This is a genomic window from Nocardiopsis sediminis, assembly GCF_042650565.1.
GTDB lineage: Bacteria > Actinomycetota > Actinomycetes > Streptosporangiales > Streptosporangiaceae > Nocardiopsis_B > Nocardiopsis_B sediminis.
This window is the reverse complement of sequence record NZ_JBHSBH010000002.1, coordinates 102,171-126,848: the sequence shown is the minus strand read 5'-3', so window position 1 is coordinate 126,848 and position 24,678 is coordinate 102,171. Positions and strand designations below refer to the sequence as shown.

Below are 24,678 nucleotides of genomic sequence, written 5' to 3'. Positions count from 1 at the left end.
CTTGTAGCTTTTCCTTCATGCTGGACCTTCGCCGGCTGCGCGTCCTGCGCGCGGTCCACCACCACGGAACCGTCACCGCGGCGGCCGAGTCGCTGCACCTCACCCCCTCCGCCGTCTCCCAGCAGATCCGCCAGCTCTCGCGCGACCTCGGCGTGCCGCTGCTGGAACCCGAGGGCCGGCGCATCCGCCTCACCTCCGCTGCCCACGTGCTGCTGCGCCATGCCGACGCCATGACCACCAGGTGGGAGGAGGCCATGGCCGACCTCGCCGCGCACGCCGACGGCGAGACCGGTCCGCTGCGCATGTGCGGCTATCCCACCGGGGTGGCGACCCTGCTCGCCCCCGCCACCGCCCTCCTGCGCCGCGTCCACCCGGCGATGGAGGTCTCCGTCACCGAGGCCGAAAAGTCCGAATCCTTCGACCTGCTGCTCGCCGAGGACGCCGACCTCGCCGTTGTCGTGCCCGACCCCGGTGTCCCGCCGGTCGACGACGGCCGGTTCGAGCAGCGGCGGCTGGTGGACGACCCCCAGGACCTCCTGGTCCCGGCCGGCCACCCGCTGGCCGGCCGCGCGTCCGTGCGCCTGGCCGAGACCGCCCACGAGGACTGGGTGGTCCCGCACCTCTCCGATTGCGACTACGGCCGGATAACCCAGGTGGCCTGCGCCGCGGCCGGGTTCGCCCCGCGCATCGTGCACCGCGTCACCGACTGGATCGCCGTCTCGGCGCTGGTGAGCAACGGGCTGGGGGTCTCCCTGGTGCCGCGGCTGCTGCCGATCGCCGCCGAGCACGACATCGCCCGGGTGCGGCTGAGCGGCGACGTGCGCCCGGCCCGGTCGATCCTCACGGTCATCCGCAGCGGGGCCAGCCGCCATCCGGCCGTCCGCCGGGGCCTGAAGGCCCTGGACCAGGTCGTCTACCGCAGCCGGCACGGCCACGCCCTGGACGCCGACCCGGTGGACGACCTTCCCGCCCTGGACACCCGGCCGTCCCCGGACCCGGCCCGGTAGCGACACCGTGGGCCGGCCGCCGGGGGCCCGCGTCTGAAATACCGGACACCAGAGCCGTGTCGGGGGTCGCGGGCGGCGGCCCCGTCGGCGTGGAATGGGGCCATGCCCACGACCCTCGCTCCGGAGATCCCGATCGGCCGCACCCGGCCGGCCCCGGGTGACATCGTCGCCGTCGCACGCGGCGGCGCACGCGTCCGCCTCACCGAGGGCGCCGACCAGGCCCTGCACGCGGGGCGCAAGCGCGTCCTCGAACTCGCCGCGGGGGAGCAGCCCGCCTACGGCGTGAGCACCGGGTTCGGCGCGCTGGCCACCCGCCACATCGCCCCGGAGCTGCGCGCCCGGCTGCAACGCTCCCTCATCCGCTCCCACGCCGCGGGAACGGGGCCCGAGGTCGAGAAGGAGGTGGTGCGCGCGCTCATGCTGCTGCGGCTGGGCACCCTCGCCTCCGGGGGCACCGGGGCGGAGCCGGCCACCGCCCACGCGCTGGCGGGCCTGCTCAACGCCGGGATCACCCCCGTCGTCCACGAGTACGGCAGCCTCGGCTGCTCCGGCGACCTCGCCCCGCTCTCCCACGTCGCCCTCGCCCTGATGGGCGAAGGCGAGGTCCGCGACGCCTCCGGCGCGCGCACGGGCGCCGCCGAGGCCCTGGCCGCTGCGGGGCTGCACCCGGTCGACCTCGCGGCCAAGGAGGGGCTGGCGCTCATCAACGGCACCGACGGCATGCTCGGCATGCTGGTGCTGGCCTGCCACGACCTGAACACCCTGCTGCGGGTCGCCGACATCACCGCGGCCATGAGCGTCGAGGCGCTGCTGGGCACCGACCGCGTCTTCGCCGCCGACCTCCAGGCGCTGCGCCCCCACCCGGGGCAGGCGGCCGCCGCGGCCAACATGCGCGCGCTGCTCGCCGGCTCGGCCATCGTCGCCTCCCACCAGGGCCCCGACTGCGCACGCGTCCAGGACGCCTATTCGCTGCGCTGCGCCCCCCAGGTCGCCGGCGCCGCGCGCGACACCCTCGCCCACGCCGAGGCCGTCGCGGAGCGCGAGCTCGCCGCCGTCATCGACAACCCCGTCGTCCTGCCCGACGGGCGGGTGGAGTCCAACGGCAACTTCCACGGCGCCCCGGTCGGCTACGTGCTCGACTTCCTGGCGATCGCCGTGGCCGACGTCGCCTCCATCGCCGAGCGCCGCACCGACCGGATGCTCGACGTCGCCCGCTCCCACGGGCTGCCGGCGTTCCTCGCCGACGACCCCGGCGTCGACTCCGGCCAGATGATCGCCCACTACACCCAGGCCGCCATCGTCTCCGAGCTCAAGCGCCTGGCCGTGCCCGCGAGCGTCGACTCCATCCCCAGCTCGGCCATGCAGGAGGACCACGTCGCCATGGGCTGGTCGGCGGCGCGCAAACTGCGGCGCTCCGTGGACGGCCTCACCCGCGTCCTCGCCGTCGAGCTGCTCACCGCGGCCCGCGCGCTGGACCTGCGCGCCCCACTCACCCCCGCACCTGCCACCGCGGCGGTCCGCGACGCGCTGCGCACCCGCGTCGCCGGCCCCGGGCCCGACCGCCACCTCGCCCCCGAGATCGCCGAGACCGCCGGGCTGATCGCCGACGGCACGGTGATCGCCGCAGCCGAATCGGTGACCCCCCTCGGCTGAACGGACGCCTCGACGCACCAACGGAGGACCGACATGACCGCCACCGGTACCGGAGGCCCGCGCCAGGTCAGAGCGCCGCGCGGCCCCCAGCGCTCCGCCAGGGGCTGGGCCCAGGAGGCCGCCCTGCGCATGCTGCACAACAACCTCGACCCCGATGTGGCCGAGCACCCCGACCGGCTGGTGGTCTACGGCGGTACCGGGCGCGCCGCACGCGACTGGGCGAGCTTCGACCGCATCACCGCGTCGCTGCTCGACCTCGCCGACGACGAGACCCTCCTCGTCCAGTCGGGCCGCCCGGCCGGCATCCTGCGCACCCACGAATGGGCGCCGCGCGTGCTGATCGCCAACAGCAACCTGGTCGGCGACTGGGCCAACTGGGCGGAGTTCCGCCGCCTGGAATCCCTCGGCCTGACCATGTACGGGCAGATGACCGCCGGGTCGTGGATCTACATCGGCACCCAGGGCATCCTCCAGGGCACCTATGAGACCTTCGGGGCGGTGGCGGCGCGGCGATTCGGCGGCACCCTGGCCGGGACCATCACACTGACCGCCGGGCTCGGCGGCATGGGCGGCGCGCAGCCGCTGGCCGTCACCATGAACGGCGGCGTCGCCCTGGTCGTGGAGTGCGACGCCACCCGCATCGACCGCCGGCTGCGCGGCGGCTACCTGGACGTGCGCGCCGCAGACCTCGACGAGGCGCTGCGGCTGGCCGAGCGGGCGAGCGCGGAGCGCCGTCCGCTGTCCATCGGGCTGCTGGGCAACGCCGCCGAGGCCGTGCCGGAGCTGCTGGAGCGCGGCGCCCCCATCGACATCGTCACCGACCAGACCTCCGCGCACGACCCGCTGGCCTACCTGCCCATCGGCGTGGACCCCGACGAGTGGCACGACCTCGCCGCCGCCGACCCCGCCGCGTTCACCGAGCGGGCGCGGCTGTCGATGGCCGTGCACGTGGAGGCCATGGTCGGCTTCGCCGACGCGGGCGCCGAGGTTTTCGACTATGGCAACTCCATCCGCGGGGAGGCGCGCACCGCCGGCTACCTGCGCGCCTTCGACTTCCCCGGGTTCGTCCCCGCCTACATCCGCCCGCTGTTCTGCGAGGGCAAGGGGCCGTTCCGGTGGGCGGCGCTCTCGGGCGACCCCGCCGACATCGCGCGCACCGACCGCGCCGTCCTCGACCTGTTCCCCGGCGACGACCACCTCGCCCGCTGGATCCGGCTGGCCGGCGAGAAGGTCCCCTTCCAGGGGCTGCCCGCCCGCATCTGCTGGCTCGGCCAGGGCGAACGCGCCGCCGCCGGGCTGCGCTTCAACGAGCTGGTGGCCTCAGGCGAGATCAGCGCGCCGCTCGCGATCGGGCGCGACCACCTCGACACCGGGTCGGTCGCCTCGCCCTACCGGGAGACCGAGGGCATGAAGGACGGCTCCGACGCCATCGCCGACTGGCCGCTGCTCAACGCGCTGGTCACCACGGCGTCGGGCGCCTCCTGGGTGTCCATCCACCACGGGGGCGGGGTCGGGATGGGCCGCTCCCTGCACGCCGGGCAGGTCGGCGTCGCCGACGGCACCGACCTCGCCGCGCGGAAGCTGGAACGGGTCCTCACCAACGACCCCGCCACCGGCGTGCTCCGCCACGCCGACGCGGGGTACTCCGAGGCACAGGAGGTGGCCCGCCGCCACGGCCTGCGCATCCCCATGGCGGACACCTGACCGGGGGCGGCGGGGCCCGGGAACGGGGGGACGCGGGCGCCGGGCCCGGCGGCGCGGCGCGACGACGATCGACGACGGAGGACGGCCGACCATGAGCGAGACATTCGACGACCTGTGGGCCGGGCTGGCGCCCCTGGGCCGCGACCGTGCCGGCGGCGGGTACCGCAGGTTCTCCTGGACACCCGCCGACCGCGACGTCCGCGCCTGGTTCACCGACGCCGCCTCCGGCCTCGGCCTAGACGTGCGCACCGACCGCAACGGCAACCTGTGGGCGTGGTGGGGCGAGCCCGGCCCCGGGGCGATCGTGACCGGCTCCCACCTGGACTCCGTCCCCGACGGCGGCGCGTTCGACGGCCCCCTCGGGGTGGCCGGCGGGCTGGCGGCGGTGGCCGGGCTGCGCCGCCGCGGCGTGGTGCCCGACCGCCCGATCGCCGTGACCGTCTTCGTCGAGGAGGAAGGGGCCCGCTTCGGCGTGCCCTGCCTGGGCTCGCGCCTGCTCACCGGCGCCATCACCGCACACCGGGCCGCCGGGCTCACCGACGCCGACGGCGTCACCTGGTCGGCCGCCATGCAGGAGGCGGGCCTGGACCCCTCGGGGATCGGGCCCGATCCCGACCTCGTCGCCCACATCGGGGCGTTCGTGGAGCTGCACATCGAACAGGGGCGCGGGCTGGCCGACTCCGGTTCCCCGGTCGGCGTGGCCGGGTCGGTGTGGCCCCACGGGCGCTGGCGCATGGACTTCTCCGGCCGGGCCGACCACGCGGGCACCACCCGGCTGGCCGACCGCAACGACCCCATGCTGCCGTTCGCCGCAACCGTCCTGGCGGCCCGCTCCGCGGCCGAGGAGAACGGGGCGGTCGCCACGGTGGGCAAGGTGCGCGTGTGGCCCAACGGCAGCAACGCGATCCCGTCGCGCGTGCGCGCCTGGCTCGACGCCCGCGCGCCCGACGAGGCCGCGTTGCGCGCGGTCACCGACGCGGTCGACGCCGCCGCCCGCACCGCGGCGTCCGAGCACGGCGTCTTCCACGCCACCTACCAGGAGTCCTATTCGCCCGTGGTGGAGTTCCGGACGGGCCTGCGCGACCGCATCGCCGCCCTGGCCGGCCACGACGGCGCCCCCGCACCCGTCCTGCCCACCGGAGCGGGCCACGACGCGGGGGTCCTCTCGGCGGTGGTGCCTACGGCCATGCTGTTCGTCCGCAACCCGACGGGCATCTCCCACGCACCCCAAGAACACGCCGAGGTGGCCGACCGCCACCACGGCGTCGCCGCCCTGACCGACGTCCTGGCCGACCTCGCATGCGACGCGAACGCGTGATGCCGCCGAAGGGAGGAACCGGCGCTGCCCGCGCGGGCTCAGGGCGCGGCCGGTCGGAGCGGTACTGGTGTGCGTGGGCGCTGACCGGTGAGCCCGATACGTCCGGGGCGCGGGCCGGGGTGGTCGTCGAGGTCGACGGCGGGCGGATCGTGTCCGTCGGTGAGAGCGCCGAGCCGCCCCCCGATGCCCGGCGGCTGGCCGGGCTCACGCTTCCCGGGCTGGCCAACGCCCATTCCCACGCCTTCCACCGGGCGCTGCGCGGGCGGACCGGGGAGAACGGGGGCAGCTTCTGGACCTGGCGCGAACGCATGTACCGGGTCGCCGCCCGGCTCGACCCCGACTCCTACCTGCGCCTGGCCCGCGCCGTCTACGCCGAGATGGCGCTCGCCGGGATCACCTGCGTGGGCGAGTTCCACTACCTCCACCACGCCCCCGGCGGCCGGCCCTACGCCGACCCCAACGCCATGGGCGCCGCCCTGGCCCAGGCCGCGGCGGACGCCGGGATCAGGATCACCCTGCTCGACACCTGCTACCTCCGGGGCGGCCTGGCCGCGGACGGCACGCCCCTCGCGCTCGACGGCGCCCAGCTGCGCTTCGCCGACCCCGGCGTCGAGCAGTGGGCCGGCCGCGTGGCCGCATTCCGCCCCGGCGGGCACGCCCGGGTGGGCGCCGCCGTCCACTCGGTGCGCGCCTGCGCGCCCGCCGACATCGCCCGCGTCGCCGAGCTCGGCGCGGACGCCGGATGGGCCGCGGTGCACATCCACCTCTCCGAGCAGCCCGCCGAGAACAGCGCCTGCGGGGCCGCTCACGGGCGCACCCCCGCCGAGCTGCTCGACGACACCGGGTTCCTGGCCCGTACCCGGCCCACCCTCGTGCACGCCACCCACCTCACCCCCGGCGACACCGGCCTCATTCGCGCCTCCGGCGCGGGCGTGTGCCTGTGCCCGACCACCGAACGCGACCTCGCCGACGGGCTGCCCCCGCTGTCGGACCTGGCCGGGGTCCCCCTGTCCCTGGGCAGCGACGGGCACTCCACCATCGACATGTTCGAGGAGGCGCGCGGGGCCGAGATGCACGAGCGGCTGCGCACCGGCCGCCGCGGCACCCTGCCCGCCGCGGCCCTCCTCGGCGCGCTGCACGGCTCCGGCCACACCGGGGCCCTGGGCTGGCCCGATGCGGGCCGCATCGCCCCCGGGTACCGCGCCGACCTCGTCACCCTCGACCTGGACGGCATCCGGCTGGCCGGCGCCGACCCGGCCGGGGCCGCCGCCGAGGCGGCCGTCTTCGCGGCGTCCGCGGCCGACGTCCGCCACGTCATGGCCGACGGCCGGTGGATCGTTCGCGATGGAGGCCACACCCTGCTCCCCGATGCACCCCGCGACCTGCACACGGCCATCAAGGAGTTGATCGCGTGACCGCCACCGTCCCCGGATCGCTGCTCATCGACGGCATCGGCACCCTCGTCACCAACGACCCCGAGGCGGGAGAGGGCATGCTCGGCACGATCAACGGTGCCGCCGTGGTGATCGCCGAGGGCCGGATCGCCTGGACGGGCCCCTCCCCGCTGGCGCCGGAGGCCGACGCGCGCGTCGACGCCGACGGGCGGTGCGTGATCCCCGGCTTCGTCGACAGCCACTCCCACATCGTCTTCGCCGGCGACCGGGGCCGCGAGTTCGCCGCCCGCATGGCCGGGCGCCCCTACGAGGCGGGCGGCATCCGCACCACGGTTGCGGCGACCCGCGCCGCCACCGACGCCGAGCTGCTGGGCACCGCCACCCGGCTGCTGCGCGAAGCCCACGCCCAGGGCACCACCACGGTGGAGGTGAAGTCGGGGTACGGGCTGAGCACGGCCGAGGAGGAGCGCTGCCTGCGCGTGGCCGGCCGGGTGACCGACGAGACCACCTTCCTGGGCGCCCACGTCGTGCCCGCCGAGTACGCCGACGACCCCGCGGGCTACCTCGACCTGGTCACCGGCCCCATGCTGGACGCGTGCGCGCCCCACGCCCGCTGGATCGACGTGTTCTGCGAACGCGGCGCCTTCGACGCCGACGCCGCCCGGCGGGTGCTGGAGGCGGGGCGCCGCGCCGGGCTGGGCGCCCGCGTCCATGGCAACCAGTCGGGGCCCGGCCCCGGCGTGCGGGTGGCGGTGGAGGCGGGCGCAGCGTCGGTGGATCACTGCACCCACCTCGACCCCGGCGACATCGACGCCCTCGCCTCCGGAAGCACCGTGGCCACGCTGCTGCCCGGCGTCGACTTCTCGACCCGCCAGCCCTACCCGCCCGCCCGCGCGCTCCTCGACGCCGGGGCGCCGGTGGCGCTGGCGACCGACTGCAACCCGGGGTCGTGCTTCACCTCCAGCATGGCGTTCTGCATCGCCCTGGCGGTCCGCGAGATGCACATGACCCCGGAGGAGGCCCTCCACGCCGCCACACAAGGCGGCGCCCGCGCCCTGCGCCGCACCGACATCGGCCACCTCGGCATCGGAGCCCGAGCCGACCTCACCCTGCTCGACGCCCCGGACCCGGTCTACCTCGCCTACCGCCCCGGGGTCCCATTGGTGGACGCGGTCTGGAAGGACGGAGAACTGGTGGCGGGCGGCGCGTGAGGCCGCTTCCGCGTACATTCGGGGGTATCAGACGCTCTACCGCGCACTCTTACCGCCACGGTGACGTGACCGAATCCGGCTGGCGATGGCCGGAAGTGAGGGTGAACGCGGTTTCGCAGGCGAAGGGGGAGGTCGATCACTATGGTCGAGCGCGTGAGCATCACTATCGAATTGACGAGAACCACGAAAGAACGAATCCGCGAGAAGGCGGATGAGCAGGGGGTGAGCGTCGAGGAATTCGTCGCTCGGCAAGTGGAGGAGGCCAACGACGACAGGCCGGTCCGCAAGTTTCGCTCGGCGGGAATAGGAAATAGCGGGCACCATGACACAGGAGCCCGCATTCGCGAGATCCTCCGGGGAGAGATAGGGGAGTCGTGACACTGATCGTCGATGCCGGCCCGCTGTATTCTCTGATGGATGTTGCGGATAACGATCACGAGGCCGCAACCCGTCTGCTGGAGCGCTACAAGGGGGGTCTCGTGCTTCCGGTGCTCGCCATCGCCGAGGTGACGTATCTCTTGGCGAAGCGCCTGGGGAATAGGGCGGAGGCGGCTCTCCTCGGCGACATCGAGGACGGATTGTTCGAGGTCGAACATGTCCACGATCAGGACTGGCCGCGGATTCGCGAACTCGTCGAGGTGTATGCGGATCTCCCGCTCGGAGCGGCGGACGCCTCGGTGATCGCGGCTGCCGAACGGCACCGGGCCACGGAGGTCGCCACCCTCGACCGGCGGCACTTCTCCGTGGTACGGCCCAAGCACATCCCTGCCTTCACACTCCTGCCGTGATCGAATGTCCGGGAAACTAACAGATGCGTAGCACGTCCGAAATGTTCCACCTGCACCCTTGAGGGGAGTCGGCGTATGCCGCCGGGGGACAACGGGGTCCCCCGGCGGGTGTACGCCCTTCCGCGAGGGGGCACGCGTGGCACTGTGGCGGATCCGTACCGTCGTCGAGGACCGGCCGGGCCAGTTGGCCGCCGTTGTCGACGCCATGGCCGCCGAAGGCGGCAACATCGTGGGGCTGTCCATCCACGCCGACGCCTCCGGTGTCGTGGACGAGTTCGTGGTGGACGTGCCCGGTGAGCACCGCACCCTGCTCGCCGAGGTCGCGCGGCGCAGCGTCGGTGACTCCGTGCTCGCCGTCCCCGCCCAGCCGCGTGAAGTGGGCGACGACGTCACCCGCGCCCTGCTGCTGACCGCCCGGCTGCGCAGCGAGCCCAACCGGCTGCCCGAGGCCCTGCGCGAGCTGCTGCTCGCCGACGAGGCACGGTGGACCAACCTCACCCGCTCGGTGCCGGAGTTCCCCGAAGAGCCCGAGACCACGCTCGTGGTGCCCGTGGGCCCGCTGCGCGGGGTGCGGCTGCGCCGCGCCGACCAGCCCTTCACCTGGACCGAGACCGCCCGCGCCGACGCGCTCGTCCGCTCGGTGCTGCCCCCGACCGGGCCCGCGCCCATCGACGGGGAGATCGTCACCCACAAGGGCACCGGGCTGCACGTCTTCCAGGTCCGTTCGAGCGACGCCGACGCCATCCAGCGGCTGCACCGCCGGTGCTCGGCCGAGACCTCGCGGCGGCGCTACTTCTCCAGCGTGCGCGAGCTGACCCCCCGGATGCTCGGCGTGTTCTGCGACCCCGAACTCGGGCTCACCCTGGCCGCGCGCCCGCGTGAAGGCGGCGAGCCGGTCGCCCTGGCGCACCTCATGTACACCCTCGACCCCGGGGTCGGCGAGATCGCGTTTTTGGTCGAGGACTCCTGGCAGGGGATGGGGGTGGGCACGGCGCTCACCCGGGCGCTCACCGCCATCGCCGCGGACTGGGGACTGGCCGAGGTCCGGGCCGAGACCGTCGCGGGCAACGGCGCGATGCAGCGGATCATGCGCCGCATGGGCGCCACGATCGGCCCGCCGCGCGACGGCGTGGTGCAGGCGCGCCTGCCGGTCGCCGGGGCCGTGCCGTCGCGGCGGCCCGGGCGGTTGATGAACCTCATGAGCCAACCGGGAGCCGCAGGGGGCTGATCCCGGTGGGGCGGCGGGGGAGACCGGCGAAATGGGGCGCCGGTCTCCCCCGCTGAACTTTCCGCGGAGCGGCGTCAGCCCTCGGTGGACGGCGCCGGGCCCGTCGACTCCGGCGCGGGCACCCCTTCTCCACGGGCCAGCCGGCTGTTGCGGCGGCCGTAGAGGAAGTAGACCGCCACGCCGAGCGCCATCCACACCAGGAACCGCAGCCAGGTGTCGACGGTGAGGTTGAGCATCAGCCACAGGCAGGCCAGAGCGGCGATGATCGGCAGCACCGGCACCCACGGGGCGCGGAACGCACGGGGCAGGTCCGGGCGCGTGCGGCGGAGCACGATGACCCCGATCGACACCACCACGAACGCGAACAGCGTGCCGATGTTGACCATCTCTTCGAGGGTGCCGATCGGCACGAACCCGGCGAGAAAGGCCACCGCGACGGTGGTCACGATGGTCATCACGTAGGGGGTGCCGAAGCGCGGGTGGGTCTTGGACAGCCCGCGCGGCAGCAGGCCGTCGCGCGACATCGCGAACGCCACGCGCGACTGGCCCAGCATCATCACCAGGATGACCGTGGTGATGCCGATGACACCGCCCAGCGAGATCAGGTTGCCCGCCCAGTCGGCGCCCACGGCGCGGAACGCCTCGGCCAGTGGTGCGTCGGTCCCCAGCTCGGTGTAGGGGCGCATGCCCGTGACCACCGCGGAGACGGCCACGTACAGGACCGTGACGATGATCAGCGACCCGAAGATCCCGACCGGCATGTCCCGCTTGGGCTTCTTGGTCTCCTCGGCGGTCGTGGCGACGACATCGAAGCCGATGAAGGCGAAGAAGACGACCGAGGCGGCGGAGATGACGCCCCAGATGCCGAACTGGCTCGGCTCCAGCCCCAGGAGGACCTGCGTGAGCGGGGTGTGCCCGATCGACGCGGTCTCGGCGGCGCGCTCCTGCGCCGGCGGGATGAACGGGACCCAGTTGGCGGCCTTGATGTAGAAGACGCCCACGCCGATGATCAGCAGCACGATGCCGACCTTGATGGCGACGATGACCGCCGAGACGCGGCCCGACAGCTTGGTGCCGATGACGCCCATGATCCCCAGGAGGATCACGATGGCCATGGCCCCGATGTTGACCGGCCAGCCCGCCACCTCCACCGAGGTGGGGACGCCCGTCAGGTCGGCGAAGTAACCCGACCAGCCCACCGAGACCACCGCGGCGGCGAGGGTGAACTCCAGGATGAGGTCCCAGCCGATGATCCAGGCGATGAACTCGCCGAGGCTGGCATAGCCGAAGGTGTACGCGCTGCCCGCCACCGGGACGGTGGAGGCGAATTCGGCGTAGCACATGGCCGCCAGTGCGCAGACCAGGCCGGCGATCAGGAACGACACCACGATCGCGGGGCCGGCGTTCTCGGCGGCCTGGCGTCCGGTGACGACGAAGATGCCGGTACCGATGATCACACCGATACCGAAGACGATGAGGTCGAACCCGTTCAGATCCTTCCGGAGCTTGTGCCCCGGCTCGTCGGTGTCACGGATCGATTGCTCGATGCTTTTTGTGCGCCAGATACTCAACAGCGGCTCCGCGCCCGGTATTGGCCCTTGTGGGGCGCTTGGGTTAGATACGACGCGTGATCTTACCTCCGTTTTAAGGCGTACTGAAAACGAGGGGTAAGCCGCCGTGAAGGCGGGCCGGTGGGGCGGGTGGGAGGGCGGGATCCGGGGCACTGACGGGAGCCGGTTGTCAGTAGGGCTTCACACCGGCGGCCGGTGGATCGGGCGGCCTGGTGGCCCGGTTTCGCGCGAGGGAGCCGTTCGCCGATGGCGAAAGCGGGGCCGGTGCGGCCGGCGGGGGAGCGGGGCGCCTTTCCTTTCCTTGGCGGACGACCGGCACGGCCGGGGGGCGGCGCCGGTCGTCGTGGGCCACGGGTCAGGCGTCGGAGTCGGTGCTCTCGGTGTCGTCGGCCTTGGCGTCGTTCTTCTTGGTGACGCGACGCTGCTTCTTGAACGGGCGGGAGTAGTCGACGAGCGGCTCGTAGAGCGCCTCGTGCTCCTTCTTGCACTCGGAGCAGGCGTCGACCTCGCGCACGGTGCCGTCCCAGGCGAACTGGATGACCTCGGACGCCTCGACCTTCTCCTCGCGGACGGCGTGCGGATCGCAATACTTGAGCGTGAAGACCTCGGTGACCACGGCGGTGGCATCCCTTCGGATCGGTGTGGGTGCTGGCGCGAAAATCATACACGCGTTCGAAGGCCGAGGTCGGCCGACCAGTGGATCTGTGGTGCAAAGGGTGCGTGCCGCCCTAACCGGAAGCCTAGCGAAGGCCGCGACCCCCGGCGTCCGCCAAGCGCGAGAGCGGGTTTCGCGCAACTCCCCTTCCCCTGTGGTTCTCGCCACAGAACGTGTGCGATCGGTAGCGGATATGATCTAGTTTCCAGGGAAGATTTTTCCGGCTTCCCCCATGGGCGGATCGGAGCGCCGCGCAGCCTGTCCCCGCACCATCGCCGCGATACCCGCCAGAGAATGAGAGAGACGATGACCGGAACAGCGCTCAAAGCAGGCAACCCGCTCACCGACACCGTGACCCTGATCGCGCGCATCGCGATCGGCGTCATCTTCATCGCCCACGGCTGGCAGAAGATCCAGTCCGGCGTCGCCGCCACCGGCCAGGGGTTCGCGTCTATGGGCGTCCCGCTGCCCGAGATCGCGGGGATCGTCGCGATCGCGATCGAATTCGGCGGCGGCATCGCCCTGGTGGTCGGCTTCGCGCTGCCCGTCACCGGCGTCCTGCTGGCCGCACAGATGGTCGGCGCCTACGTGTTCGGCCACTTCGGCACGCCGCTCTTCGTCAGCGAAGGCGGCTTCGAGCTGGTGCTCGCGCTCGGCACGGCAGCCCTGGCGCTCGGTTTCACCGGCGGCGGCTTCGCCCTCGACCGCTTCCTGCCCTGGGGCCGCTCCACCGCCGCCGCCCCCGCGACCGCGCGCGTGGCCTGACACCGGGTCCCGGCACCCGGTTCTGAGAAGGGGGCGACTTCCCGGGCGCCCCCGCCCCCGATACGCCGAAGGGCCCGTGCGCCCGCCTCACCGGGGCGGCCACGGGCCCTTCGGCGTTCGGGCGCGTCAGTCGAAGATCTCGTCCAGGAAGCTGGACTGGCGCCGGCGCCGCTCGCCGTGGTAGCCCTCCGCGGCGTCCGGCTCGTAGGCGCCGTCCTCCTCCCGGCGCCTGCGGCCCCCGCTGTACTCGGCCTCGTGGCCGCGGCTCCAGCGGTGCTCGGCCTCCAGCAGCTCCTCGAGCTCGCCGCGGTCCAGGAAGATCCCCTTGCACTTCTCACACTGGTCGACCGTGACGCCGACCAGGACCCGCCGCGACAGCGGGCCGGGGCACTTGGGGCAGTTGAGTTCGTTCATGGCCGATTAGATACCGCAGCCGCCGCACCGGTTCCACCCGAAGCGTCCGATATGGCGCGCGGCGCCGGACCCGAAACCCGGGGACAGCGGCGCGCACCGCGGACATGGGCCGGCCCCCGGTCCGCGCGCGACGGCGGACGGACGGGGGCCGGGACTCACTCGGTGTTGGCGACGACGTCGACCAGGGCGTCGAGCAGGTCGGCCCGGGTATCGTCGTCGTCCAGCGCCTTCGACCACACCGCCGGTACCGCCCACGAGCGGGTGCGGAGGTGGTTGTCGAGGAACCGGTCGAGAGCCGCCACAGGGTTGGCGGCGTAGAACACTGGGCTGCGGCGCGCCTGGTTGACCAGGGTCCACGCGGTCCACCGCAGCCACGCCATCTCGCGTTCGGGCAACGGAACCTGCCGGGTGCGCTCGGTGCCGGGCGGAGGGACCGGCGAGGGGCGGGGGTCGGCGACGGGACGGTAGGGGGCGCTGCGGGCACGGCCGCGGGCCCGCTCCAGCAGATCGAAGTGCTCGGGCATGCGCTCGGCCAGCCGCCGCAGCACCCCGGTGAGCAGGCGGGCGAGCTCCTCGGGGCTGATCCCGCGGAGTTCGCCGGCCAGCACCACCCGGCGCTGTTCGTCGACGGTGCGCGCCCGGGCGGGGTCGACCCCGCCGGAGAGTTCGGCGAGCTTGCGCAGCAGGTAGTCGCCGGTGGGCACCGAGACCAGGGGCCGCTCGCGGGTGGCCAGGACGGCCCGGCCGGCGCGGTCGGCCACCGGCACGGCGCCGGACTCCTGGGTGAACCCGTGGTCGGAGACCAGGCCGCCGGCCACGAGGTCGACGGAGTCGTCGGACTGCTCGTCGGGCAGGTCGACGGCCGGGTGGCCGAACCCGGCCGCCAGGACCAGCGCGGCCAGGGCCTCCTGCTCCAGCACGCTCGGCGCGATCTCGGCGGCGACCGCCTGCTGGCGCGCCCAGCGGCGGGGCCGCTCGGAGAACGCGCAGCGCAGGGTGCGCCCCGACCACTGCGGGTAGACCAGGCGCAGCCGGGCGAAGGCGCGGTCGGTCTCGGTATCGCGCAGGGCGAAGCAGAGCCGGCGCACCGCGGCCGGGGCGGGGGTCCCGCCGTCGAGCGAGGTATGGACCTCGGACATGCGCTTGGTGATCTTGGCGTTGGGGCTACCGCCGTGCGCGGGGCAGGGGCAATGCTCGCTCAGCAGCGTGACGGCGGAGTCGAACTGCGCGGCATGGCGCTCGCAGGTCTGCATGGTCTGGACCGCGTGGCGCTGCGCACCGGCGTCGCACCGGCCGCAGCCGAAGGCGCGGGTGAGCGCGTTCAGGAACGCGGTCGAACCGAAAAGGTCCGAGAACAGGCAACGCGTGCTCAAGATCCTTCTTCTCCCCGGGGCACGGGGCTGAGGCTCTTCCCCAGCTCTCCGGGAAAGGCAATCGAAGAAGGTTGCAGGCGCTGTCGACACACCCACGCCGGCTGGTCCCCGAAGGTGCCGCCATCGTGGCGCGCGTGGTCACCTTCGAAGGTAAAGCGCCGGTATGCGCTGAGTCAACCCCCTTGGGGCGGGCGATCCGGATCAAGCGGTCCTGCTTCGGTAGCGCTCGGCGAGTTCGGCGAGGTAGGGCGCGAGTTCACGCGCGGTGATATGGGGAGCGGGCGGCGGTGGAATCCGGTTGGTCCCGAGGTCGGTTCCCTCGGTGTCTCCGGCCAGCTCCCGGCCGATCCCGGCCAGCCGGTGATCGACGTAGGCGTCCAGCCACGCCCGGTGGGCGGGCGGGGACACGTCGCTCGGTGGCGGGTCGGCGTGGTCGTCTCCGGGGTTCATGCGGCGGAGGCTCCGTTCTATCGCGTCGAGGCTGCCAGGTCGCGCCTGCCTCGTCTCGCGGATCTCGGTGATGGTGTGCCGACACTTCTCGGACGGGGCCGCGCATCCTGTCCGAGAGCTATGGGTGCTCCGGCCCGGTGCCGGAGCCGCGCCCACGACGGTCGAGACCCTCGACAAAGGGAGAGTGACGATGCCACGACGCTGGACGCTGGTGCTGCGTGATCACGCCGACGCCGCCCGGCCCGTGCGCGCCGTCGACTGCCACGGGCTGCTGAACTCGTGGTGGCCGCAGCCGGGACCCGAGCACGGCGCCGCCAAGAAGTGGGCGATGAACGGCTGGCCCCAGCCGATCGCCGACCGCCTGTGGGTGTGGTCGCTGACCTGGCTCGACGACGAATCCCCTCCCGGCACTGATCCCGCCGACCTCATCGGCCGCGTGCAACGGGTCGGCGACCACCTGTTCGAACCGCTTTCGGTGACGGCCGTGCACGCCCGCGGCTACGCCGCGATCCTGGCCCATCCGCAGCGGGCGCCCGTGAGCGCCACGCTGCACACGCTCAGCCCGGTCGTGTCGCTCGCGCGCAACTATGACGGCGAGGACAGCTTCCAGGCGTGGCCGGGGCCGCGGCTGCTGTTCGGCGTGGTGCACAGAACATCGGGCGGTGTGCTGGGCGGGAGTGGTGCGGTGGGGGCGGTGGCGCGGTTCGCGCCGCGCGAGATCGCCGAACCCTGGCTGCGCCGGATCGACGATGTGACGGCGCGGCTCAGGCGCGCCCCCGATGACTCCGCGCCGATCCGCGCCACCGAGCACCCCGGACCCGCGGGGCGCACGGTGCCGGGTTGGGAGGGCGGGCTGCGGTTGAGCCTGCCCCACGGTTCCGACGGCGAACGCCTCTCCGACTTCGGCGCGCTGCTGGAACTCATCGAGCTGACCGGTGTGGGCAAGTACACCGCGCAGGGCTTCGGCGCGCTGCGCGTGGACACACTCACGACCGGCCGCGAAGTGGCCGCTGGACGGCGTCGTCCGCCCGCGCGGGACCGCCGGCGGTCCCGGCCTCCGCGTCCGGTGTACGCGGAATACCAGGAACAGGAATTCGACGGGTTGCTGTTCGACTGACTCCGCACGCCGCGGGCGATGGATGCTCCGCTGCATGCCGGGTCCGGCGGGCCAGCCGGTCGGCTCGGGATGTGAGAGGGAAGAATGCGACTTCCGCTGGTCAACCTGACACCGCATGAAGTGACCATCTTCGACGCCGACGACAAGGTGGTCGTCCGCTGCCCGGCCGCGAGCAAGCCCGTGCGCGTCGCCGTCGACCGCTGCGAGATCGGCCGCATCGGGGGGATCCCGGTGTTCGCCGAGGACTACGGCAAGGCACCGCTGCTGCCCGAACCCGCGCTGGGGGTGTGGTACATCGTGTCGTCGACGGTGGCGGTGGCCCATCCCGAACGCCATGACCTCCTCGTGCCCACTGATCTCGTCCGTTCGCCCGACGGCACCATCCTCGGCTGCAAGGCTCTGGGGCGCCGCAACGGCTCCTGATCCCATGGCAATGGCCCGGCGCGCTCGGCGTGCCGGGTTCGGCTTGTGTGCGCCATGGCGAAGGGCGGCTCCGGTCGTGGGGGATCGGGTGTCCCCCGCGGCCGGAGCCGCCTCTCGTGCAGCGATTCGGCGCCGTACGGCGCTCGCCCCGGCCGTGGTCATTCCGTCTTCCGGTGATGCTGAGCCGGGCGTGCACTTTCGCTTCGCAGGCGAGCCAGATGTTGTTGTGATTCCGTCTGCCGGGGAGGATCGACCCTGGACGGAGCGCCCGTCAACAACTGGCGTTGTTATCCCGTCTGCCGGGGGTGGACGACGAAGAATTCCCCAGGGTCGTGCTCGGCGTGGTCGCTATCCCGTCTGCCGGGAGGTGGTCTTCCCTGATCGACGCGCGAGTTTTGTGGTGATCGCGGCTATACCGTCCGCCGGGTGGAGGGAAGGGGAAGGGCGGGGTCGGGTCCGGTTCGTATGCCGGCCGCCGCGCCGTAATGCGGAGGGGTCCGCTGCGCCGGCGGGTCCGATGCCCTTGTCCGTTCCGTCCTGGTCACCGCTCCTCCTTTTCGGCTGCCGGTCGACGAGGGGCGCCTGCGGCCTCGGCGACGGGCTCCGGTGAGGGGTTTGGTAGTCGGTCTGATTGATCGGTGTTGGTCGTGGTGTGCAGTGGTCCGCGAGGATCATCACCCCGCTGGACCACTTCTCTCGGACACGCCTCCCGGACGAGGGGACCGCTGCCGGGCACGGGGGTCCCTACCGGTCGCGCCGCCCAGGTACTAGAACAAGAGATGTGCGAAGTGGACCCATGGGACCCACACCGGATCGCCCCGCCGACCCGGGCGCCGAGCGCGCCCCCGACACCCTCGTCGCCCTCGCCGGCACCAGCCCGACCCCCGCACTGCTGTCCGCCCTGACCTTCGCCCCGCGCCGGCTGGTCGTCGTCCACGGCGGCGACACCGCCCAGCGGGCGGCCGCCATTGCCGGCACCGCGCGCCGCCTCTGCCCGGGCATCGAGGACGCGCGCCTGGTCGACCTCGGCCGCGACACCTACGACTTCGCCGCCGTGCGCGCCGGCTTCGACCGCATGGCCGCCGGGCTCACCGGCGACTGGCGGCTGTGCTACACCGGCGGCACCAAGGTCATGAGCGTGCACGCCGTCCTCCAGCACGCCCGCCGCTTCCCCGGCAGGCACCGCTGGCGCAGCTACCTCGACGCCACCTCCGAGTCCCTGCGCTTCACCGACGGCTCCCTGCACCCCGGGGGCATCGACAGCAGCGCCCTGACCATCGACGCCCTCGCCGGGCTGCACGGCATCGAGCTGCGCCCCGGCGACCGCCTCCCCGAACAGCAAGCGTGGCTGCGCGGCCGCCCGGTCCCGCTGGGCCCCGGCGACATGGCCGAGGCGCGGGTGCTCGACCTGTTCCGGCGCCGGCTCGCCGACACCCCCGGCGCCGAGGTCATGGGCAACCGGGTCATGCCCGACCCCCGCTCGCCCCGCGAATCCATCGGCGACTTCGACCTCATCGTCCGCTACCGGCACCGCGTGCTCTGCGTCGAGGTCAAGAAGGACCCCAGCCACATCCTCGACGCCGCCGGGTGGACCCTGACCAAGGCGCAGCGGGCCTTCGGCGGCGCCGCTCGCGTGCTGTTCGTGCACACCGGGGACAAGGGCGACTGCTCCATCGAGCAGCTGGCCACCTACGACCCCGAACTGAGCGGCGCCCCGCTGCACGTGCGCGCGCTGTCGGAGCTGGAGCGCGACTTCCCGACCGCCGACCACGTCGTCCAGGGGTTCTTCCCCGCCGCCGCCCCCGCGGGAAACGGCGGCACCGGCGCCGTCGCCCCCGTTCCCGATGGAACCGCCCCGGCGACCCACCCCGGCCCCTCCGCGGGGCCCGTGCTCCTGCTCGGGCTGGGCGGGAGCCGGCTCTCGGTCCTCGCGGCGGCCCGCGCCTGCCTGCCCGCCCGCACCGTCATGCTGTTCACCCGCCAGAGCGAGAAGGAGATCAGCGCCCTCGACCTCGCCGTGCGCCGCACGCTCTTCGCCGCCGAAGCGCCCGATGAGTTCCGCGCCACCAACCGGCGCCGGCTCGCCTCACGCCTGCGCCACGACGGCTACCCCGAGCGGGTCAAGTTCGCCGACACCGCGGTCGACGGCGCCGACGCCGCCGAGGTCGCCGCCTACGCCCGCGCCAAGATCGACCAGTACCGCAGCGAACCCGCGCCCGTGATCGCCGACATCACCACCGGCACCAAGGCGATGAGCATCGGCCTGGCCATGGCCGCACACGAGCGCGGGGGGTGCGTCACCTTCGTCTCGCCGCTGACCCGCCGGGTCTCCTGCCACGCGCACGGCGACGTCGGCCGGCACGGCCCCGCGGCCGTCGACTGGCGCATCGTGCTGCGCGGCTACCGGGTCCTGCACGGGCCGCTCGGAGCCGAGATCGCCCCGGAGATCGCCGCCCGCCAGATCGACACCGAACTCATCGACGCCGCCGCCGACGCCATCGGCGCCGCAGCGGGCGGCCACGAGGTCGCCGCCTGGGTCGACCGCACCGTCACCGCCGACGCCCCGCCCCTCCCGCAGTACTCCGCGCCCCAGCGGCCCACCGTGATCCTCACCGTGGCCGACCGCGCCCTGGGGCTGAGCGCCCCGCGGCGGCAGCGGCTGCGCCACTTCACCACCGACGGCGTCCACCGTGAGCAGGACGTCGGGGCCGGCGGCTGGGCACACGACGTGTTCGCCGCCGCCCGGATCCTCAATGTCCGCTGCGGCACGGCCGGACTCACCCTGGCCCTGCACCGCCCCGGCGACGGCGACCCCGCGCGCGCCCTCGACCTCATCGACTGGTTCGCCTGGTGGCACACCGGCCGGCCGGGCGCCGGCGACACCGGCGCCCCCGAGGAGGCGATCACCGGCCACGAGGACACCCGGCGTCCGAGAGTGGTATCAGCAGAGCCAGGCACGCCCGCCTTCCACGGCGCCCTGGCCGCACACGTGACCGCACTCCGGCTCTGACCCCCGGGAGACCCGCCGCATGACCCCCCGCCGACCCGCCCGCGCCTCCCGCTCGGGAGGGGCGCGATGACCGGTGCCGCCGGGCCGCCCCCTGACGCCGGTCGCGACCGCGGCGTCCTCGTCGGCGTGGACCTCGCCGGAATCCAGCGCTTCGTCTTCGAGGGCCGGCGGCTGCTCGACGCCATCGGCCGCGCCACGCTCGTCGCCGACCTCACCGACACCGCGCGCCCGCACCTGAAGAGCCTGCTCGCCGACCCCGCCACCGGCGCCAACCGCGTTCTCCGCGACGCCGGAGGGGCCCTCTACATCGCCTTCACCGACCCCACGCCCGGCGGCGCGGCCCGCAACGCCCGCACCTTCACCGGCCGCTACACCCGGCGGCTGCGCGACGTCTCCGACCAGCTGAGCCCGGTGGTCGCGCACATCGCCTACGGCCCCGACCCCGACACCCCCGGTGCGCCCGCCACCCAGGGCGAGGCGCTGAAGCTGCTGCCCGTCGCCCTCCAGCAGGCCCGCTCCCGCCTCACTGCCGCCCACCAGCCCGTGCCCGGGCTCGGGGTCACCGCCCTGTGCGACGTCACCGGGCGCCCCGCCGAACTGCTCGACCACACCCGCGACCGCGGCCCCGTCCGCGAGCGCGCGGCACGCGACATCGTCGCCGCCCGCGTCCGCGCCCGGCGCTGGCACCAGGACAACAGCACCGCCTGGCTGCGCGGCATCGCCGCGCCCGCCGGCTTCGACCACCTCGAACTCCCCACCGACGTCGACCACCTCGGCCGCGAGATCGGCGACATCAGCCGGCTGGCGGTCATCCATCTGGACTTCAACGGCCTCGGCGACCTGCTCAAGCGCTACCACCGCGCCTGCGCCGACTCCGGCGCCGACGTCGTCGCCGCCATGCGCCGCGTCTCCGCCGACATCGCGCGCCTTACCGACGGCCTGGCCCGCGCCATCATCCGGTCGGTGGCCGCCGCCATCGACACCGACCGCGCCGGCGGCGACCCCGTGATCACCGGTGCCGGAGCGGGGACCCGGCTGCGCCCGCGCACCGACCGGCGCACCGTCTACGTCCCGGTCCGCCCGGTGGTGGTCGCCGGCGACGACCTCACGATCATCTGCGACGCCCGGCTGGCCTGGAGCGTCACCCGCTTCGCGCTGAGCTGGCTCGACACCGACCCCGCCGGACTCGCGCCCACCGACCCCCGGGCGCCCATGGCGGCCCGCGCGGGCCAGGAACCCTGGGGACGGATCATCGGCGGCGCCGGGAATGGCACCGGGGCGACGTCAGCCGGGACCGGATCCGCCACCGGGGCGCACTCTGCGGAGTGGGGGAACGCCACCGGGGTGTCCACCGAGACCGCTACCGGCGTGCCTTCGGCGGGATCGGGGGCGCCCTCGGCCGGGTCCGGGATCGTCACCGGGGTGCCCTCGGCGGGCATCGGGATCGCGGTCCAGCCGGTCGGCGCGCCGCTGTCCGTCGGCTACGACATCTGCGCCGCACTGTGCGAACGCGCCAAGGAGCACCGCAAGGCCGCCGAGCACCGGCGCGACGACCACGTGGTGGCGTGGTCGCACCTGTTCGACGCCCCCGCGCGGGTCCTCGCCCGCCTGGAGGACGCGCGCAACCCCGCGGGCGCCGTGCCGCCTCTGACCACCCTGCCCATGACCGGTGCTGAATTCCACGCGTTCCTGGGCGACTACCTCGATGACAGCGCCCCGCGCGGCCTGCGCGCCCCGGCCATGGCGGCGCAGCGCTCGTGGCTGCTGTCCCGCCTGGAGCCGCTGCTGCGCGACGGCCTGGACCCCGCCCCCGAACTCGCCCGCCGGCGCGACCTCGGCCTGCCCGCCCGCCTGCCGGAGCCGTTCGACCGCGCAGCCCTGCTCGACGCCCTCAGCCTCCTCGACATCCACCTCGACGTCCCCCTCGCCGACCCACCGGTCCCGGCCCGGGCGGGTGCCCGATGAGGGCCGTCGTTCCTGCCCGCGTCGGGCTCGGTGCTTTAGCTCCTGCCGTCGCTTCCAGCGAGCGGGCCGGGGAGTTCCGGGCGGTCGTGTATCAGGGGCGGCCTCGTCGGCGCCGGGTCGCGTGTCCTTCCCGCGGAACCTTCGGTTCCGGCCTTGACGTGGGCCTGACGATGAACGTTGCTTCCATCGGCCTCCGGACCGGAGCCACCGCTCCTGCGGCCGGTGCGTGCCCGGTCGCCGTGGTCCACCGGTGGCACACGGCCCGCCGCCGGACGCGTGCGCGCACGCGGTACAGACCCCGCGGACCGTCGGACCGCGCCTAGGAGGCCCGACCCGTTCCCCGGCCACCGCCGGGCGGGCGTGGACCCCGGGCGGCCGGCGCACCCCCAGCCGAAGGACGTGTTTGCTCCCTCCTCCCCGGGCCTAAGCCGGGGCATCCACACGAGGAGACCCAATGAACGAGGGCGAACCGCAGGCGGCCGCCTCCCGCTACGGGGGCGGCCAGGTCCGCTACCTTTCCGGCGGGAACCGGACCGGGGTCCGCGAACCCCGCCGGCCGGCGTCCATCCTGCGCGTACCCGAGGCCGCGCGGCGGCGGCGCGGCTCCACCCCTGCCCCCGCGGTGCTGATCGTCAGCCTCGCGGCCCCCGCGGTCTTCGCGGGCACCAGCGCCTCCGGGTCCGCCGCCGACGCCGATGTCGTCACCGACGCGCACGGCCTGCCCTACCTGCCCCGCCACCGCGTCGCCGCCCGGCTGCGCGACGCCGCCGTCAGCGCCGTGCGCGCCGACCCCGCACTGCTGCCGGCCGCCCGCGCCCTGTTCGGGGCCTCCCGCGAGCACGGCCCTGACCGCATCCTGCGCATCGGCCACGCCCTCCCGCCCGAATCCGTGCGCGCCGCCGTCGCCTGGGCGCTGGAGCAGCGGGCCGACGACCCCACATCGGCGCACGGCCCCACGCTGCTGCGCGCCGTCACCGACGCGTTCACCTCGCTCGAGAGCGGCGTCGAGATCGACCCTGGCGGCGCCGCCGTCGAAGGCCGGCTGCGCACCGTCCGGGTCCTCGACCCCGGGCTGCGCCTCACGGCCGCGCTGCGCTGGGCGCGCCCGCCGGATACACGCGAACTCCGCTGCCTGGCCCGCGCCGCTCTCGCCTTCACCCAGGCGGGCCTCAAGGCCAGCCGGGGCCGGGGCCGGATCGACGCCCGCTTGGCCGAGACCCCCGAGACCGACCGCGATAACGCCCACGCGGCCACGCTGACCTGGGCCGGAATCGGCACCGGGGGCGCTGTCCGAGAAGAAGAGGTGTGACGATCTCGGCTCTGGTGCCCGATGACCGGTCCAGCGGTACCGGCAGAGCCGCATACGCCTATCTGGCGTTGCGCTATGTGCTCACCGAGTCACTCGTCGTGCGCTCGCGCTACGACCCGCTGCGCATCACCACCGACCCGGTGATCAGCGGCCGCGCACAACGGGGGATGCTCGCCGCTGCGCTGCGCCATGCCGGCCGCGACGACCTCGTCGAGGGCTGGATCGCGCGCGGCGACTCCATCCGCTTCGCGCCCGCCTTCCCGCGCCTGGAGGACACCTCCGGCGCGGCCATGACCGTGCCCGCGCCGCGCTGCTGGCATACCCACGTACCCCCAGGCGACGACCTCCAGGAGTTGGCCGACCTCGTCGCCGCCCCCGGAGCGCCCGGCATCGCCTACCGGTCCCTGGGCGGCCTGGTCACCCCCGACCTCGCCCACCGCGCGGTGCCGCTGACCCGCACCGAGCAGTACCTCGGCGTCGCCCGTGGCGACGCCGGGCGCAACGCCATGCCCTTCTTCACCACCAGCCTCGAACCCGGTCAGGTCTTCGAAGCCCGCTGGCAGCTCCGCGCCGCCACCGGCGCCGATCTCCGCGTCCTCGCCGGGCGCGTGCTCGACGTCCTGGCGGCCGCCGACGGCCTGCTCTCCCTGGGATCCGGCGGCAGCCGGGCCCACGGCGGCGGCATCCGCATCACCCCGGCCCAGGGCGGCGCCGAGCCGCTGGTCGCCGATCGCGTCGACTCCGGGCGCGGCCCGTGGCTGCGCGGCCGGTCACGGGATCTCCTGGTCCTGGCGCCCGCGCTGATCGACGACGACCTCGGCCGGCCCTCCCCGGGGTCGCTGCGCGCGGCGGCGGCCGCCACGTTCCACGCGGTGCTGGGTCCCGGCGCGGCAGAGGTCACCGGCGCCCACATCGACCAGCAGGTCGTCGGCGCCTACCACCGGATGTACCGCGGCCCCATGGCCGAGCGCTGGGCGGTGGCCCCGGGTTCGCTCGTGCGGCTGCGCGCCCTGCGCGACCTCTCCCTCGACGAGATCCGTGCGGTCGAGGCCCGCCCCCTGGGCCGCCGCGCCGCCGACGGCCACGGCGCCGCGGCCCTGCTCCCGATCGCCGAACCGGCCGGGGTCCCCGCCGACCGGTCCCCGCTGTCCCGCCCGGGGGGTGCACACCCCGAACCCGGGCGCCGCTTCGCGGTTCCCGGCGGGCGGCCGGGTCCGGAGGGGACGGAACTCCGGACCCGGCCCGTGCCCCTGGCCGACGGCTCCCCGGCATGGGTGGAGCCCCGGTGGGTGGCGACCGAGGCCGGCGCCGACCCCTCGGCGT

The 24,678-nt window shown here is 74.2% G+C and carries 20 protein-coding genes and 1 pseudogene; 16 read left to right on the top strand and 5 right to left on the bottom strand.

What is annotated here, in order from left to right; genetic code table 11:
- The first annotated feature begins 17 nt into the window (after positions 1-17).
- The 9 genes from ACFOVU_RS01110 (at position 18) to ACFOVU_RS01070 (ending at position 10,303) form a co-directional block, all read left to right on the top strand.
- Positions 18-1,007: a LysR family transcriptional regulator gene (locus ACFOVU_RS01110; RefSeq protein WP_378529366.1), complete on the top strand. Its 990-nt coding sequence runs from the start codon at positions 18-20 to the stop codon at positions 1,005-1,007.
- Between the two features lie 102 nt (positions 1,008-1,109).
- Positions 1,110-2,660, top strand: coding sequence for a histidine ammonia-lyase (gene hutH, locus ACFOVU_RS01105; protein ID WP_378529365.1), 1,551 nt, complete (start codon positions 1,110-1,112; stop codon positions 2,658-2,660).
- Between the two features lie 33 nt (positions 2,661-2,693).
- Complete coding sequence (gene hutU, locus ACFOVU_RS01100; protein WP_378529364.1) at positions 2,694-4,364, top strand: urocanate hydratase; 1,671 nt, start codon at positions 2,694-2,696, stop codon at positions 4,362-4,364.
- A 91-nt stretch (positions 4,365-4,455) separates the two neighbouring features.
- Positions 4,456-5,682 (top strand): allantoate amidohydrolase, encoded by a 1,227-nt coding sequence (locus ACFOVU_RS01095; protein ID WP_378529363.1) that lies wholly within the window; start codon positions 4,456-4,458, stop codon positions 5,680-5,682.
- Positions 5,682-7,097, top strand: coding sequence for a formimidoylglutamate deiminase (locus ACFOVU_RS01090; protein ID WP_378529409.1), 1,416 nt, complete (start codon positions 5,682-5,684; stop codon positions 7,095-7,097). Before ACFOVU_RS01095 ends, ACFOVU_RS01090 begins: the two co-directional genes overlap by 1 nt.
- Positions 7,094-8,287, top strand: coding sequence for an imidazolonepropionase (hutI, locus tag ACFOVU_RS01085; RefSeq protein ID WP_378529362.1), 1,194 nt, complete (start codon positions 7,094-7,096; stop codon positions 8,285-8,287). The genes ACFOVU_RS01090 and hutI overlap by 4 nt, the downstream gene beginning before the upstream one ends.
- A gap of 153 nt (positions 8,288-8,440) precedes the next feature.
- Entirely contained in the window at positions 8,441-8,665 is a 225-nt protein-coding gene (locus tag ACFOVU_RS01080; protein WP_378529361.1) for a hypothetical protein, read from the top strand.
- Positions 8,662-9,075 carry a type II toxin-antitoxin system VapC family toxin gene (locus ACFOVU_RS01075; RefSeq protein ID WP_378529360.1) on the top strand — a complete coding sequence of 138 codons (414 nt, stop codon included), beginning with the start codon at positions 8,662-8,664 and terminating at the stop codon, positions 9,073-9,075. Before ACFOVU_RS01080 ends, ACFOVU_RS01075 begins: the two co-directional genes overlap by 4 nt.
- Before the next feature lie 136 nt (positions 9,076-9,211).
- Positions 9,212-10,303 carry a GNAT family N-acetyltransferase gene (locus ACFOVU_RS01070; RefSeq protein WP_378529359.1) on the top strand — a complete coding sequence of 364 codons (1,092 nt, stop codon included), beginning with the start codon at positions 9,212-9,214 and terminating at the stop codon, positions 10,301-10,303.
- Positions 10,304-10,377: 74 nt separating this feature from the next.
- On the opposite strand, the gene ACFOVU_RS01065 is transcribed toward ACFOVU_RS01070, so the two are convergent.
- Positions 10,378-11,874 carry an amino acid permease gene (locus tag ACFOVU_RS01065; RefSeq protein WP_378529358.1) on the bottom strand — a complete coding sequence of 499 codons (1,497 nt, stop codon included), beginning with the start codon at positions 11,872-11,874 and terminating at the stop codon, positions 10,378-10,380.
- 355 nt (positions 11,875-12,229) lie between these two features.
- Complete coding sequence (locus ACFOVU_RS01060; RefSeq protein WP_378529357.1) at positions 12,230-12,490, bottom strand: hypothetical protein; 261 nt, start codon at positions 12,488-12,490, stop codon at positions 12,230-12,232.
- Positions 12,491-12,835: 345 nt separating this feature from the next.
- Between ACFOVU_RS01060 and ACFOVU_RS01055 the strand changes: the two genes are divergently transcribed.
- Complete coding sequence (locus ACFOVU_RS01055; protein ID WP_378529356.1) at positions 12,836-13,294, top strand: DoxX family protein; 459 nt, start codon at positions 12,836-12,838, stop codon at positions 13,292-13,294.
- Between the two features lie 126 nt (positions 13,295-13,420).
- Here ACFOVU_RS01055 and ACFOVU_RS01050 read toward each other — a convergent pair whose 3' ends face one another.
- The 3 genes from ACFOVU_RS01050 to ACFOVU_RS01040 form a co-directional block, all read right to left on the bottom strand.
- A complete protein-coding gene (locus tag ACFOVU_RS01050; RefSeq protein WP_378529355.1) occupies positions 13,421-13,708 on the bottom strand; it encodes a TFIIB-type zinc ribbon-containing protein in 288 nt (95 codons plus the stop codon).
- Between the two features lie 155 nt (positions 13,709-13,863).
- Positions 13,864-15,081 (bottom strand): hypothetical protein, encoded by a 1,218-nt coding sequence (locus ACFOVU_RS01045; RefSeq protein ID WP_378529354.1) that lies wholly within the window; start codon positions 15,079-15,081, stop codon positions 13,864-13,866.
- Positions 15,082-15,282: 201 nt separating this feature from the next.
- Positions 15,283-15,531: a hypothetical protein gene (locus tag ACFOVU_RS01040; protein ID WP_378529353.1), complete on the bottom strand. Its 249-nt coding sequence runs from the start codon at positions 15,529-15,531 to the stop codon at positions 15,283-15,285.
- Positions 15,532-15,721: 190 nt separating this feature from the next.
- On the opposite strand from ACFOVU_RS01040, the gene ACFOVU_RS01035 reads away from it, so the two are divergent.
- The 6 genes and pseudogenes from ACFOVU_RS01035 to ACFOVU_RS01010 form a co-directional block, all read left to right on the top strand.
- Complete coding sequence (locus ACFOVU_RS01035; RefSeq protein ID WP_378529352.1) at positions 15,722-16,648, top strand: hypothetical protein; 927 nt, start codon at positions 15,722-15,724, stop codon at positions 16,646-16,648.
- A gap of 84 nt (positions 16,649-16,732) precedes the next feature.
- Positions 16,733-17,071, top strand: coding sequence for a hypothetical protein (locus tag ACFOVU_RS01030; protein WP_378529351.1), 339 nt, complete (start codon positions 16,733-16,735; stop codon positions 17,069-17,071).
- A 796-nt stretch (positions 17,072-17,867) separates the two neighbouring features.
- A complete protein-coding gene (locus tag ACFOVU_RS01025; protein WP_378529350.1) occupies positions 17,868-20,081 on the top strand; it encodes a CRISPR-associated protein in 2,214 nt (737 codons plus the stop codon).
- Positions 20,082-20,147: 66 nt separating this feature from the next.
- The gene (locus ACFOVU_RS01020) at positions 20,148-22,046 is read left to right on the top strand and encodes a hypothetical protein (RefSeq protein WP_378529349.1); all 1,899 of its coding nucleotides are present in this window, start codon (positions 20,148-20,150) and stop codon (positions 22,044-22,046) included.
- Positions 22,047-22,500: 454 nt separating this feature from the next.
- Entirely contained in the window at positions 22,501-23,355 is an 855-nt protein-coding gene (locus ACFOVU_RS01015; RefSeq protein ID WP_378529348.1) for a hypothetical protein, read from the top strand.
- A pseudogene (locus ACFOVU_RS01010) lies at positions 23,352-24,678 on the top strand (hypothetical protein); the annotation flags it as partial. The gene ACFOVU_RS01015 and the pseudogene ACFOVU_RS01010, both read left to right, overlap by 4 nt.

Excerpts from the sequence above, each read along its gene's own strand:
- ACFOVU_RS01110 (WP_378529366.1), top strand. The coding sequence starts at position 18 with ATGCTGGACCTTCGCCGGCTGCGCGTCCTGCGCGCGGTCCACCACCAC.
- hutH (WP_378529365.1), top strand. The coding sequence starts at position 1,110 with ATGCCCACGACCCTCGCTCCGGAGATCCCGATCGGCCGCACCCGGCCG.
- hutU (WP_378529364.1), top strand. The coding sequence starts at position 2,694 with ATGACCGCCACCGGTACCGGAGGCCCGCGCCAGGTCAGAGCGCCGCGC.
- ACFOVU_RS01095 (WP_378529363.1), top strand. The coding sequence starts at position 4,456 with ATGAGCGAGACATTCGACGACCTGTGGGCCGGGCTGGCGCCCCTGGGC.
- ACFOVU_RS01090 (WP_378529409.1), top strand. The coding sequence starts at position 5,682 with ATGCCGCCGAAGGGAGGAACCGGCGCTGCCCGCGCGGGCTCAGGGCGC.
- ACFOVU_RS01055 (WP_378529356.1), top strand. The coding sequence starts at position 12,836 with ATGACCGGAACAGCGCTCAAAGCAGGCAACCCGCTCACCGACACCGTG.
- ACFOVU_RS01050 (WP_378529355.1), bottom strand. The coding sequence starts at position 13,708 with ATGAACGAACTCAACTGCCCCAAGTGCCCCGGCCCGCTGTCGCGGCGG.
- ACFOVU_RS01040 (WP_378529353.1), bottom strand. The coding sequence starts at position 15,531 with ATGAACCCCGGAGACGACCACGCCGACCCGCCACCGAGCGACGTGTCC.
- ACFOVU_RS01035 (WP_378529352.1), top strand. The coding sequence starts at position 15,722 with ATGCCACGACGCTGGACGCTGGTGCTGCGTGATCACGCCGACGCCGCC.
- ACFOVU_RS01030 (WP_378529351.1), top strand. The coding sequence starts at position 16,733 with ATGCGACTTCCGCTGGTCAACCTGACACCGCATGAAGTGACCATCTTC.
- ACFOVU_RS01025 (WP_378529350.1), top strand. The coding sequence starts at position 17,868 with ATGGGACCCACACCGGATCGCCCCGCCGACCCGGGCGCCGAGCGCGCC.
- ACFOVU_RS01020 (WP_378529349.1), top strand. The coding sequence starts at position 20,148 with ATGACCGGTGCCGCCGGGCCGCCCCCTGACGCCGGTCGCGACCGCGGC.
- ACFOVU_RS01015 (WP_378529348.1), top strand. The coding sequence starts at position 22,501 with ATGAACGAGGGCGAACCGCAGGCGGCCGCCTCCCGCTACGGGGGCGGC.